General features: G+C 45.1%; 7 protein-coding genes. 6 read left to right on the forward strand and 1 reads right to left on the reverse strand.

Annotated features, from left to right (window positions below; genetic code table 11):
- Window positions 1–26 precede the first annotated feature (26 nt).
- The 5 genes from AC1S52_RS18365 (at window position 27) to AC1S52_RS18385 (ending at window position 13,032) form a co-directional block, all read left to right on the forward strand.
- Complete coding sequence (locus AC1S52_RS18365) at window positions 27–1,796, forward strand: DUF262 domain-containing protein (protein WP_482030491.1); 1,770 nt, start codon at window positions 27–29, stop codon at window positions 1,794–1,796.
- A gap of 120 nt (window positions 1,797–1,916) precedes the next feature.
- Window positions 1,917–4,889 carry a hypothetical protein gene (locus tag AC1S52_RS18370; RefSeq protein WP_482030492.1) on the forward strand — a complete coding sequence of 991 codons (2,973 nt, stop codon included), beginning with the start codon at window positions 1,917–1,919 and terminating at the stop codon, window positions 4,887–4,889.
- 131 nt (window positions 4,890–5,020) lie between these two features.
- Window positions 5,021–7,132, forward strand: a complete 2,112-nt coding sequence (locus AC1S52_RS18375; protein ID WP_482030493.1) for a 3'-5' exonuclease — start codon at window positions 5,021–5,023, stop codon at window positions 7,130–7,132.
- Between the two features lie 9 nt (window positions 7,133–7,141).
- The gene (locus AC1S52_RS18380) at window positions 7,142–12,481 is read left to right on the forward strand and encodes a DEAD/DEAH box helicase (RefSeq protein ID WP_482030494.1); all 5,340 of its coding nucleotides are present in this window, start codon (window positions 7,142–7,144) and stop codon (window positions 12,479–12,481) included.
- Between the two features lie 368 nt (window positions 12,482–12,849).
- Window positions 12,850–13,032, forward strand: a complete 183-nt coding sequence (locus AC1S52_RS18385; RefSeq protein WP_482030495.1) for a hypothetical protein — start codon at window positions 12,850–12,852, stop codon at window positions 13,030–13,032.
- Between the two features lie 213 nt (window positions 13,033–13,245).
- On the opposite strand, the gene AC1S52_RS18390 is transcribed toward AC1S52_RS18385, so the two are convergent.
- A complete protein-coding gene (locus tag AC1S52_RS18390) occupies window positions 13,246–13,530 on the reverse strand; it encodes a phage integrase central domain-containing protein (protein ID WP_482030496.1) in 285 nt (94 codons plus the stop codon).
- Window positions 13,531–13,613: 83 nt separating this feature from the next.
- Between AC1S52_RS18390 and AC1S52_RS18395 the strand changes: the two genes are divergently transcribed.
- Complete coding sequence (locus tag AC1S52_RS18395; RefSeq protein ID WP_482030497.1) at window positions 13,614–13,955, forward strand: helix-turn-helix domain-containing protein; 342 nt, start codon at window positions 13,614–13,616, stop codon at window positions 13,953–13,955.
- The last annotated feature ends 11 nt before the right edge of the window (window positions 13,956–13,966 follow it).

The raw sequence follows: 13,966 nt of genomic DNA on the forward strand, positions 1-13,966 counted from the left end.
GTCTTTGTCTTTATAAGGAACATGCAATGTACAAACCCGGCGGCCCTATTATCGATGCCCTAACCCGCATTCAAAACAATCAATATGTGCTTCCTGCCATTCAACGAGAATTCGTTTGGCAACCCGAACAAATTGCAAAACTGTTCGATAGCTTGATGCAAGATTATCCAATTGGAACCTTCCTATTCTGGAATGTAGAGGCGGCTAATAGCCACACGTTCAAGTTTTATGGCTTTGTCCGCGACTATCACAAAAGAGATAATCCCCATTGTCCTGATTTGGGGCTACTCCCTAACCAAAACCTAACTGCCATTTTAGATGGGCAGCAAAGGCTCACTGCCCTTAACATTGGGCTTCGGGGTTCAATGTCGATGAAGGTTCCTTACAAGTGGTGGAGTAGCCCTGATGCCTTTCCAAAATGCTTTCTTTACCTTGATCTACTTGCTAAAGATGATGCTGAGTACGAAGACTTCAAATACCGATTCAAATTTCTTGAACCATCCAAAGCCAAGGACACCAGCGACGAAATCTGGTTCAAGGTTTCTGATGTCTTGAACCTCAAAGCTGGCCCTTCCATGCTGAAGTGGATTACAGATAGGCACCCAAATCTGGATAACGATCGACTTAACTTAGCATTTGAAGTTTTAGCAAAACTCCACGAGACTGTACACATTAAGCCCCTTGTTCACTATTACGAAGAAACCAGCCAGGATATTGAAAAAGTCCTAAATATCTTCATTCGCCTTAATAGCGGTGGAACGGTCTTATCCTATTCAGACCTTTTGCTGAGTGTTGCTGTGGCTCAGTGGTCGAAGCTGGATGCACGGCAGGAAATCCATAACCTAGTCGATGAAATTAATGGTATTCGCGATGGTTTTAGTTTCTCGCAAGACTTTGTACTGAAAGCAGGCTTGATGTTGGCAGATATCAGTAGCGTGGGATTCAAGGTTGAGAACTTCAATCACGGGAATATGCAAACGCTGGAGTCACTCTGGCCCAAGATTCGTACTGCCATCATATTGGCAGTCAACCTGATAGCTGATTTTGGTTTGAACTGGCAAACTTTACGAGCAGACAGTGCCGTATTACCAATCGCCTATTACCTTTACCACAAGGATCTTTCAGATAACTACCGCACTCATAATTCCTATGATGGCGATCGGATACTGATTAAAGGATGGCTGTTCCGTTCCTTGTTGAAACCATCTGGTATTTGGGGTAGTGGTCTAGATACGTTGCTCACAGCACTAAGGAGTGTCATCAAAGGCTCGGCTGACCCAGGATTTCCTATAGACGATCTCAACCAGTCCATGGGTCAACGAGGTAAGTCGCTTACTTTTGGGCCAGAAGAGATCGAAGAACTGGTTTCGATGAGCTATGGAGACAAAAGAGTTTTCCTACTGCTTTCTTTGCTCTATCCCTTTGTTGACCTGAGAAACCAATTTCATATCGATCATATTTTCCCTCGATCGCAATTCAAACCTGCTCAGCTCAAGAAAGATGGGTTTGATGACGCTGGTGTAGAACTGCTTCGGGAACTCCGAGATAAACTGCCCAACCTTCAACTTCTAGAAGGTAAGGAGAATATTCAGAAACAGGCTACGCTTCCGATCCAGTGGCTGAGAGATAGATATCCTGGAAATGACGGAAAAGGCGATGAAAATGCAATTAAAGACTACTGCGATCGTCATGACTTAGGACAATTGCCAGAAGAGCTGAAAATTTTTCAGCAGTTTTACGACAAGCGGGAAACCACCTTAAAAACTCGAATCATAAACCTCATTAACAAAACTTAACTCAATGCCTACCAGTATTATTCTCTATGACTTGATCCATAAGTGAATTAAGAAAATATGCTTCACAAGGTCTCCTTTAGGAAAGCCATCGAATTTCTTAGAAATGCATCTCAGAACAAGATGATTCAATTCACTTTCTCTTTTGGTTTGGGTCTCACTTCTGGTTACTGGCTTGGCTTGATTAGGCTTCACTCAAGACTCGCAAAAACAGTACCCATCCAAATTGAATCACTTAAGTTGTGGGTGACGCAAGCTTACACGTTCCTCTGGAATTCCTTTAGTTCATTCACTCCCGATGTTGCTTTTTTATCAGATGTTATTGCCTTCCAGGGAGCAGTAATAGCGATCGCTTATCCATTGAGTTTGGAAATAGTCTCAAGAATATCTGAAAGATATAGCTCGAATGTCATTACCAGAAAATTCAGTAATGAGTGGTCAGTCAAGATACTTCCTTACTTGCTAATAGCCAATGTCATTATGGCAGTTTCACTAAAATTCTTCTACACAGGTGGTCTGTCTCTGCTTTTGCCGAAAACTTTAGCATGGCTCACTATAACCATCTTTCTTCTAAGCACTATCCTACTGATAAATTTCTTCAACACTATTAGAGACTATGCCGTTAACTCAAAATACTTAATTGATCAATTACTGATTGACATGAAGGGGTTGATTAAACTGAAATCTAGGAAGAAATTCAGTGAGAGAGAGCTTTCAGATAGACAAAACGAACTCATTTCAGCTTTTGAGGGAACTGGGGATATATTGTCCTACGAAGTTAGCCGTCGAAGGGGTGATAAATATCTGATCCAAACTCTTAGCGAAATGCGTTTGGTTATTAAAGAATTTCTTGATCTAAAGATAGTTCGTCCTGAAGAGTTTGAACGTTTACTATTTCCTCCTGAATTTTATGAAACATATAGAGATAGACAACAAGATGCCCAGTTACTTATTCACCTGAAGCCAGAGGATTACCTCATCACATTCACTTCAGCAATAAGTCAATTTACCAGGATTCATGAAACTGCAATTGAAGCTCAGAACCTCGAAGTTGGTAGACCCGCCCTTTACAATTTCCTTCAACTTCTACGTGAAATGTCTGAGGAGACGGAAAATTCTATTTTTATCAAACAAGTTTTGAGCAGCTTTGCAGAAATCCGAAGAAAAGCTGTTTCCAAAGGAGACATATCATCAGCCTATACCACTTCTGTTAGCTTTTATACTAATATTGTATTCAATAGCATCTCTAATAAGTTTGAACTCTCATATCTGGATTTATTTGATGAATATTTTTTTCGTGGTGTTCAGTTCCTCATATCTCAAGGTGCGACAGAGGTCTACGAAGGACTTATTTCGTCTTTGGTAAATGGCATCCATCGTGGCATTCAAGAACCTAAGGAGCCAGATGACTATAAGGAAGCACTTGAAGACTCGAATACCGAAATGTATGCAAGATTAAATGCTGAATTCAAAATAGATGAAAAATTCAAGTCAATTAATACGCTTTATAGGAAAGCTATTTCCCTCAGCGATTATAAGAGCTTTGTAGAGCAAATTGATTCTATATCTAAGATTGAAGAAATACATCAGCTTTCAGAAAACAGCCCAAATCTAAAGCAATGTGTAGAAGTTATTAAAGTTAGCCTAGCAGCTTTAATTAAGAGTAGAAATTTAGACGGGCTAGTAATTGCGTTTGGAGCTTACTGCCTATTCAAGCAGAGATACGATTACATCAAGTACATGTGGGAGTTTAATCAACCACCTGATTCTGATGCATTATGGCTTAATCGAAGTATCGTGCCATCAACCATAGAAGATGTGATTACTCAATACTCAAGACGGTATCACTTCGAGGGCAAGGTATCCACTTATTGGGATGACCATCATGGAGCCAAGGTCTATTTTGATAAATACTTTCTACTGTTGCTATTAAGAACGCTTCCTAGAGGAATTCAGACCCCTGAAAATTTAAGACAGAGGATAAATTCTTTCCAATTACCTGTCTCTCTGGATATTCATTTCCTCAATGACTTGAAGAATCTTCAAGAATACTACATTAGCTTGGCAGGTGAGATTCGTCAAACCCCCTCACTGATAAGAGAGCTTGGGCTAGATATTAATCAGATCGACCTGTTGTTTGACGAGTTTCTAATCCCTTTTCTTAGAGAACTAACAAATCGAATAGAGAATTACTTCAAACGAATTGAAAGAGTCAAGCCGATTAGTAGAGCTAAAGTTCAAGAGTTTAGAGCCGACTTTAAAAAGGCATTTAGCGAAAGTACTCAGTTACGAGACATCTTCATTCACTATTGTCTTTATGAAGATAGAAGTATAGGGGTAGTTAGCAATTCACAGGAGCAACTTGCATCTAGTCAGATTTTAGATAAGGAAGCGTTCTTTGAAGATTGGTATGTAGACACCATCCTCATGGGAGAAGACCTTGGTCGTCTGTTTGCATTTGAAGAGAATGCCTATTTTACAAGTAAGCTGGTTGAGTGGAGTACTTCAGCTAATGTTGAAAGCTTTTCCGAAGTTCTGGAGTCCTTAAAGAACTGTATAAGCAACATCTTTATCATTGCCGCAAACTCTAGCTTAAATAGCTTCATTAGAAAAAGAAGTGAGTTTAAGTCTAAATGGACCAATCAAGAATTAGTTCCAGAAAATGCGGTCAATAGTTTAGTAGGATGGCTGACCTTCTATAATTTCGACATTCCAATATATGAAGTTTACTGTAAGCCAAACGAGAAGCTTATTCTGATTTTGAATAAAGAGAAGCTAGCGACAGTAATTCAAAAGCCTCCTCAAGAGGGATCGCGACCTAAGTCAAGAGTTGATTCCGAATCTAGAGTCGAGTTCTTCTATATAGGCGTTGATGCATTCTCCACTGATCCAGTTTTGATGAGTTCTTTTCTAGAAAACCCTCCACCTTGGTTAGAGGAGTACCAGGGTGAGGCAAATCAACGGGAATATCTTGAGACGCAAGTTCTATTAGAACTGAGCGAAAGTTTTGAATTTCTTGAAAACGAGCAATTTGAGGGATATGTTATAAGAATTGCTTCCGAAGATGATGACATAATTTTGCCCACTCAGACTTAACAGCTACCTTTTGCTCTCAGTTTTAATTGTAGGTAGATTTGATACATTTTGGTTGAGGCATCATCTTGTCAAAGCAGAAACGATATCACACTATCTGTATTTAATTCATTACAATCCTCTTAAATTCGGCTATGCAATCCACCTGGGCACTTTCATTTACTAACACCTTCTTTAGTGAACTGCTGAACCTCCCTCAAGCAGTTCAAAAAAAGATTAGCAAAACGTTGAAGGTGCTCGAAACTGATCCGATTTCTGCTCAGGGTGATGCCAAAAAGCTGAAGGGCTACACCAACAACATCTACCGCGTTCGCATTGGTGACTACCGACTGTTTTATAGCTTTGGACAGGGATGGGTAAAACTGCTCAGTGTTCGTAAGCGAGACGAGCGTACTTACGAAATCGAGCTGCCCGGAGTAGATTCTCCTACCCCACCTCCTGAAGAGAGCATCCTTGAACCCCAGTATCAGGAGGCTCCAACAGCAGAGGTGACCGCTTCTAAACCCATCCCCCAAGCTGAACCAAGCTCGTCTAGCCAGAATCCGTCCCCGATTACCACTGCATTACCGTTCAAACTAACAGAAGTACTTCTCAAACAGTGGCAAATCCCCTCTGAACATTGGCCCGGAATTCTAGCTGCTCCGCACTCTGAAGCCCTATTAGAATTGCCAATTCCCGATCACTATCTCCAACGCATCATTGATAATCTCTATCCTCGCCCCATTGAGGAGATTATTGCTGAACGTGAGTATGTATTGAAGCAGCCAGAGGATCTCGATCGCTTCGTTGAAGGGAGCCTCACAACATTCCTGCTGAAACTTGATCCAGAACAGGAGAAGCTCAAAACCTTTGGTAAGCAAGGCCCCATTCTGGTGAAAGGGGGACCGGGTACTGGAAAATCAACGTTAGCGATTTACCGAGTACAAAGCTTGCTAGAGCAGGGTTTTAAGCCTGTGCTCTTTACGACCTACACAAAAGCTCTGGTCACGTATTCCGAACAACTGCTGACCCAGCTTATCGGGCAACCGCTGGATCAAGCGGGAGTAAAAGTTGCAACCGTTGATTCTTTAACCTTCCACTACTACGTCAAGACCTACGGCAAACCGACATTTGCGCGAGAGGATCAGTGCCTTGCCCTGCTGGACATTGCCCTGCAAACAGCCGAAATTCCCGCCAAAAACAGTTTCGATCGCCAGGGTCGTCGCCAATCCCTTGAACGCCTTGGACTGCCCTACCTGCTTCAAGAAATCCAAGATGTGATTGAAGGCTGGGGAGTAACGAGCCTGGAGGACTACCTAGCTTTAGACCGTCGAGGCAGGGGAGCACCCCTCCAGGCAAAATTGCGAGAAGCCCTATGGAGCATTTACCAAACCTGGCAAAAACTCATGGAGCAAGACGGGTATATCACCTGGCCTCAGCTTCGCTGTAAGGCGTTGGCAGTCGTTGAGCAGCTAGCAGAATCTCCCTACCAAGCCGTTGTAATTGACGAAGCCCAGGACTTATCACCCGTTTCCCTACGCTTTCTCTTAGCCTTGGTGCCCTCCCTCGAAGGGGTTTACCTTACCGCCGATGCATCTCAGTCCTTATACCAGCGTGGTTTTAGCTGGAAGCAAATTCATGCCGATCTAAGGGTTACTGGACGTACCCTCTTGCTGAAGCGAAATTATCGGAACACAGAGCAAATCATCGCGGCCTGTGCCACGATTTTAGAGGGGACATCTGCCGGGGATGCTGAATGTTTGGCTCAAGAGCCATCTGCCTACCAGGGAGAAATTCCGACCATTATCCTGACCGATAGCGTTGAGCAGGAAAGTCGCTTGATTCATTCGTTTTTTATTGAAGCTGCCAAACGTTGCCGCTTGCCGCTGCATGGAGGGGCAGTGCTTTGCCCCAGTGTCGCAATGGGTAAAGCGATCGCGCAACGCCTGGTGAAACAGGGTGCAGAAGCACAGTTCGTTGCAGGCAATGATATTGACCTCAATGCGACCTATATCAAGGTTATGACACTCCACTCCGCCAAAGGCTTGGAGTTTCCTTATGTGGCAGTCGCGGGGTTGCGTGAGGGCACACTTCCTTATATGGGTGCGGATTTGCCAGAAGACGAAATGAAGTCTGTTTCAGACGAGCAGCGTCGCCTATTCTATGTGGGGTGTTCGCGAGCCATGCGAGCACTGCTGGTCAGCGGTTCGCGCTCCAATCCGTCATCGTTTTTAGAAGGTCTCTCGGCTCCTTATTGGAAAAAGTAGGAAGGTTCTATGAAGGTACCCGTTCGGTTACACGAGCTGCTCCAGCAAAGTGATGAAGCCATGAAGCCGTTCTTAATGCTGATCGGTCAAGGCAGTGCCGAGATTGATTGCAATGGGGTGGAATCTCTAGAACCTGAACGATTAGACCTTCTCTTTTCCTATGCGCCAGACAACTGGGATATTGCAGACCTCTGGCCAATCATCAATGTTGATACCCTCACTGATGAACTAGCCACTCAGTTAGAGCAATGGATTAACCAACGACGAGGCAGAACGTCTGGGCAAGACTTATTCCCAGCTCAACCAGCAGCAACAGGCGATCGCCCCACTCTGGATATTTTCAATCTTCGGGATGAGGTGATCGGGGATTATCGGGAATACATCGAAAGTTTTCTTAAAATTCGCGACCAGCGAATAAAAGATTTTGTCGATCAAGAGCTAGAACGGGGAGAACTGTGGCCAGACCCGTTGGTTCAACTTAACCCTTCTTATCGGCAGGGAGCCAATATACCTGCCTTGGTGAACGAGGGGATATTGCATCCGTCCTGCGATCGCTATTTCCCAGACTATGTTTCCAAATACAGCTTTCGGTTACATCAAGAACAGGCTTTTCGTGTCGCACAGCGCCAAGAGCCTTATGTTCTAACAACCGGAACTGGATCTGGAAAGAGCATGACGTATGTTGTGCCGATCTTCGACGACCTGCTCAGAAATCCGAGTCTTAAGGGAGTCCGGGCGATTCTGGTCTACCCCATGAATGCCCTGATTAACTCTCAGAAAGAGGAGTTCGATAAATTCTTAAGCCAGGTACCTGGAACCCATATTCGAGTTGAGCAGTATACAGGGCAGGAGAGCTTAGCAAAAAAGACTGAGATTCAAAACAACCCACCTCAGATTATTCTGACCAACTACATGATGCTGGAGCTAATGCTCAGCCGTAATCAGGAGGAGAAGCTGGTCGAATCGCCTGACCTGAAATTTCTGGTTTTGGATGAATTGCACACCTACCGGGGTCGTCAGGGTGCAGATGTCGCCATCCTGATCCGTAAATTGCGACAACGCTGTGGACAGAAGCTATTGTGCATTGGCACCAGTGCCACGATGTCTACGGAAGGAACGCGATCGAATCGAAATCAAACCGTTGCGGCTGTCGCCAGTAAGCTCTTTGGCATTGAGGTTAAAGCAGAGAATGTTATTGATGAAACGTTAGAACGGACGATTCAGCGTCCCGATCCGACAGTGGATGAACTACGGGAGGCGATCGCCGTAGGGCTACCCCCAGAAGAAGAACAAACTTTAGAAGCATTCCGATCGCACCCTCTAGCTGCCTGGATGGAGATGGCCTTTGGACTTCAGGAAGAAGAAGGGCATCTAGTTCGACGAACACCCATTTCGCTAGCCACTGGCGCAGCCAAACTCGCAACAGAGACCCAAACCGATGTCGCCCATTGTTTGGAACTGTTACGGGAGATGTTTTTTTGGGGGAGTAAGACGAAGGGGCTTGCTTTCCGGTTACACCAATTCATTTCCCAAGGGGGAAGCGTATATGCCACGGCTGAGAAACGGGGCGATCGCTTACTGACCCTCGAAGGGCAATACTCAACGACTGAGGATCGACTGCTCTATCCCCTCGTATTTTGCCGGGAGTGTGGTCAAGACTATTATCTTGTTCATTACGATCGCGACCAAAACGAAGTAAAACCGCTTCTACCAACTGCCCTGAGTTCCAGTTTGGAAGATTCCAATATTCAAGAGGGATATATCACCCTGGATGAACCAGGATTATGGGATGAGAGTGAAGAAGATCGCCTTCCAGATACCTGGTTCAATGAAACGAAGCGTCAGGGAAGGGTTCCCAAGAAAGAATACGCTGACTTTATTCCTCAGCGGTTGCGGGTGCTGCCGAGTGGTCGAGTCGTTTCATCTCTTTTAGAGGGTACGTCTTACTGGTTTACCCCTAAGCCATTCCTGACCTGCTTAAACTGTGGAGTCGTTCACGACAAAAAGAAAAACGAATTCACGAAACTTTCGCGCCTTAGTAGCGAAGGTAGAAGTACCGCCACAACTTTGCTTTGTCTTTCAACCGTGAATCGATTGAAGACAAGCGGAGCAATATCACCACAGGCACAAAAAATTCTGAGTTTCACCGATAACCGTCAGGATGCCTCACTTCAGGCAGGCCATTTTAACGACTTCGTGCAAACGAGTTTGTTGCGGGCTTCCTTGAATGGTGCAATGCAGGCTAAGCAAAAACTAACCCATACAGAGTTAGCCCAAGCGGTGGTGGAGCAGATGGGGCTAGCTCAGGTAGATTACGCCAAGCAGGTTGCAGACTATGGCCCTGGTAAACGTCGGAATGAAGAGGCATTTCGCAATCTCATTGAATATCGACTCTACGAAGATCTGAGAAAAGGATGGCGGATCGTTCAGCCGAACTTAGAACAGTGTGGACTCTTGGGAATTGAATATGAGGGGCTTGAAGAGGTCTGTGGAGCAACAGAATTGTGGCAGAAACACTCCCACCCAATTTTGCTTCAAGCCAGCCCGGAACAACGCTACGAAGTAATTAAAGCTGTACTTGACCAGCTTCGTAAGGATTTAGTGCTGGATGCAGAACTTCTACAACCTCAACGGGTCGAGCAGCTCAAGAAAGAGGTGAGGCAGGCAATTAAAGAGCCGTGGTGCTTTGATGAATATGAGCGTCTCAACGAAGCGCGATGGGCCTCAATCTCAACAGCGAAAGCAGGGAGAGATCTAATTAAGCTTACAGCGCGTAGCAAGATCGGTAAATTTCTACGTTCTGCCCAAACGTGGTCTTGGCGTGACCAAAATATTTCTGAGGCGGACTATGACAGCTTAATCAAAACTCTCATAGCAGCGCTGGCAGATGCTGGTTATCTTCTCCAAGAGGGGCAAGATATCCAAATTCGGGTTGATGCGATGATTTGGAGGGCACAGCAAGCTAGCCATATCAAGCCAGATCCGATGACCTCAAAACGATTGCAGGGGACTGAAGATGTGCAGTTAGAGGTTAACCAGTTTTTCCAGGAGTTCTATGGCAGAAGTGGCCCAAATGTTCACAATATGGAAGGGCGAGAGCATACGGGTCAAGTGAAGAATGAAGATCGGCAAAAAAGAGAAACCCGATTCAGAAATGGAGAACTTTCAACCCTTTTCTGCTCTCCCACGATGGAGCTTGGAATTGATATTTCAGATCTGAATGTCGTTCACATGCGAAATGTACCGCCCAGTCCGGCCAATTATGCCCAACGAAGTGGACGAGCTGGACGAAGTGGACAGGAGGCATTAGTCATTACCTACGCCTCCGTTGGCAGTGGACATGATCAATACTTCTTCAAGCGACCGGAGCAAATGGTTGCTGGTGTGGTTGTGCCGCCTAAGTTGGAGTTAGGAAACCAGGATCTGATCAAATCGCATATTCACTCTTTGTGGTTGGCTCATACAGGTCTTTACCTTGAGAGTTCAATGAACCAAATTCTTGATTTGGAGGGGAATGGCTACCCTCTCAAGGAGACGATTCGCAACCAGCTTACTTTATCATCCGACGCTTTGGATCGGTGCTTTCAAGCAACAAAAGTCATTTTAGAGGATGCATTCTGTACGGCTGATTTACGACGGGCAACTTGGTATACAGAAGACTTTCTCCACCAAGTCATTGAGGATGCCCTGACAAGCTTTGATCGAGCTTGCGATCGGTGGCGAAAACTTTACCGCGATGCAGTCACACAGCTTGAAGTATCTCGGCAAACGATTGATAAAGCTACACGAGGTTTGGCATCTCAGGAAGAGCGCAATAATGCTGAAGCTCAAGAACGAGAAGCAAAACGACAAATTGACTTACTGGTGGGGCAGACAAATCAAGGCAAGAATCAGTCGCAGTTAGAGTTTTATCCCTATCGCTACTTCGCTTCTGAAGGCTTCTTACCAGGTTATAACTTTCCGCGCTTGCCAGTGCGAGCCTACATCCAGGCAGGGGAAGATGGAGAATTTGTTTCCCGACCACGAGTAGTGGCGATTCGTGAATTTGCGCCTCGAAACATTCTTTATTATGAAGGAAGTAAATTCCAGATCTCCAAGACCCGTATTCCTGTAAAGGGTATTGAAAGCGGGTATCAGCGGGTCGCACTTTGTCCCCAGTGTGGGTATTTCCATGCGGGGGATGATTGGCAGCGAGACTTATGTGAAAACTGTAATACCAAGATTGCACCGGATAGCTATGGCAATCCTGCAAAACTCAATCGAGTATTGAGTATGGAGACGATGCTCACTCGACGACGCGAACGAATCACTTGTGATGAGGAAGAACGGCTTAAGTACGGCTATAACGTCACAACCCACTTCCGTTTTGAACAGCAAAAACGAGAGTTAGCCGTTGTTACTGCCAAAGATGGCACGAAGCTACTGGAGATCACCTATGGCGATACAGCAAATATTTGGCGGGTTAACCGAGGCTTAAGGAGTAGTCAGGAAAGAGGATTCAAAGTCGATCGTGCAACGGGGATTTGGGGAGATACAAACAGTGAGGAGAACTCTGATACATTGCAAACAGAAGTACATCTCATGGTTGAGGATGTTTGCAATGTACTCCTCATTAAACCTTTCAACATCCCGATACAGCATTCAGATAAGTTCCTGGCTAGTTTCCAATATGCGATGGAAAGGGCTATTCAGGCTGTATATAAGCTTGAAGAAAACGAACTTGCATCTGAGCGACTGGGACAGGGGCAATATCTTCTGTTCTGGGAAGCTTCCGAGGGAGGTGCTGGTGTCCTCTCTCAAATCCTGGAGAATCCAACGGCATTCCAGTCATTAGCAAAAGAAGCTCTAGATATCTGCCACTTTGTTCATGAAAAAGAGAGCTGCACCAAGGCTTGCTATGAGTGTCTACTCTCCTATCGCAACCAATTTGACCATCCATTACTCGATCGCCATGCAATCCGTGGGTACCTTGATCAGCTTACACAAAGCACGATAAACCGTCATGTTCAAGGGATGTCTCGTGAGGAACAATACCAACAATTACGCGCACAGACAGACCCAAATTCAGCCTTTGAACGAGAATTCCTCGATGAATTATACAACCAGGGCATGAAGTTACCAGATTCAGCCCAAGAACTGATTCCAGAGGCTAATGTAAAGCCTGACTTCCTATATCGAGACGCTAAGGTAGCGATTTTCTGCGATGGTTCAGTTCATGACCATCCTGACCAACAGGAGCAGGATCGCATTGCCAGGGAAAACCTCAAATATTCTGCTGGATACTACGTTCTTACTTTCCGCTACAACGAAGATTGGAGGGCAAAGTTGCATGTGTTGAACTCATTCTAGTGAAGAATCGTTTCAGGTCGAGGAATTGTGAAGGGGCGATCAGGGCGATTGCTCAAGCTCTTTAATCCTGCACCCACAAATTGATGCAGAAAGCCTTTAGGTCATTTTTACCGTTACTGACTATTTCGACTTTCCGCCTTGAGTGCCTTGTTCACGATCACAATTCAAGCATCGGCTTTGTAAATCTTTACCGTTGCAGAGAAAAGGGAAAACTTGTCCTATAGTTGACGCACTGTGTAACTAACTTTCCATTACAAAATGTCCAAGTGCGACAAGTGTTACATCGAACACTTAAACGTAAGAGTGCCAACCTCCATGATGGAAGTTCTCAGACAGTACTGCGAAGAACTCACCGTACCTAATCGGATATGATTCGTGAGTTTGTCCTCACTCCGCAGTATGGATTGGAACTGCTCCAGAAGGCGGTAGAGGATTACCAGGTGAATCTTTTCAGGAAACGCCTGCAACAGCCTGCCTACTTGTGGCGACAAAAGGATTTGCGAAGAATCTTTGGGATTGGTAACTTTTCTCACAAGACAAACTTTGGATAGGCAATCAACTTGTTTGCAGTTCAACCCTCCAAGTAAGTTGCCCGCCCAGTACCTAAAATTAGCGATCACCTCAACACCACTCGCATCATTCTGCTGCGCATTCATCCGTAGATTTGGAGCAATAACAAGATAGAGAATTTTGAGTTGATCGGGAGTCAGGTAGCGAATGAGCGCATCGGTTGTGTGTTCACCTTTATTCTGGTCTGGTTTTCGTCATTTCAGTTGGGCGATCGGGTTGGTTTTCAGGTAGCCCTGCTCAACTGCAAAGTTAAACAACGCCTGGATAATTGCCTGGTGGCGATGATGGGTAGTGTAGGAAATCTCCATCAGACTATTGAGATAATCCTGCAAAGCTTGTCGAGTCAGGATTTCGATGGGCGATCGCCCATACTCCTGGAGCAACGGCATCAAGGTTGATTGATAGGGACGCAGGGTGGTTGGAGCCAAATCCGGACGCTGCAAAAAATCGGTTACGACTGTAGCAAGTGAAATAGTCATTCCATAGTTTGATTCGTGGTTAAAACAACTGCAAAGACTGGCAACTAATATAGTCTTTAAGATATTGATTTATCTATACTTCAATGCAGCTTTTACATCAGGAATTAGCTCCAAACCGCGAGGAATCCCTAGCAGATTACGTCAGGCGAGTGCGGATTAGCCTGGGTATAAGTCAGAAGGAACTGGCAGGAAAAGCAGGGATTCATCCTCAAAGTGTCGGCAAAATTGAGCGGGGGCAAACGACCCGACTGAAGCAAAAGCCCAAAAGTGGGTTGGCGTATGCTTTAGGCATCCCGGCAAATTATCTAGATGCAGTCTGCAAAGGCTTGACTTTAGAGGAGATCGCTTCGCTTAAGTTCTGTCCTAAATGCTGGGCACCGGGCACACCCCCTGATCCTATGTGGACTCATCCGCGTGCTAAGTAATGTTTTGCTTG

This window comes from Kovacikia sp. CALU 1929 (assembly GCF_056784235.1).

Bases quoted from the DNA above. Each gene is read 5' to 3' on its own strand.
- AC1S52_RS18365 (WP_482030491.1), top strand. From the start codon at position 27: ATGTACAAACCCGGCGGCCCTATTATCGATGCCCTAACCCGCATTCAA.
- AC1S52_RS18370 (WP_482030492.1), top strand. From the start codon at position 1,917: ATGATTCAATTCACTTTCTCTTTTGGTTTGGGTCTCACTTCTGGTTAC.
- AC1S52_RS18375 (WP_482030493.1), top strand. From the start codon at position 5,021: ATGCAATCCACCTGGGCACTTTCATTTACTAACACCTTCTTTAGTGAA.
- AC1S52_RS18380 (WP_482030494.1), top strand. From the start codon at position 7,142: ATGAAGGTACCCGTTCGGTTACACGAGCTGCTCCAGCAAAGTGATGAA.
- AC1S52_RS18385 (WP_482030495.1), top strand. From the start codon at position 12,850: ATGATTCGTGAGTTTGTCCTCACTCCGCAGTATGGATTGGAACTGCTC.
- AC1S52_RS18390 (WP_482030496.1), bottom strand. From the start codon at position 13,530: ATGACTATTTCACTTGCTACAGTCGTAACCGATTTTTTGCAGCGTCCG.
- AC1S52_RS18395 (WP_482030497.1), top strand. From the start codon at position 13,614: ATGCAGCTTTTACATCAGGAATTAGCTCCAAACCGCGAGGAATCCCTA.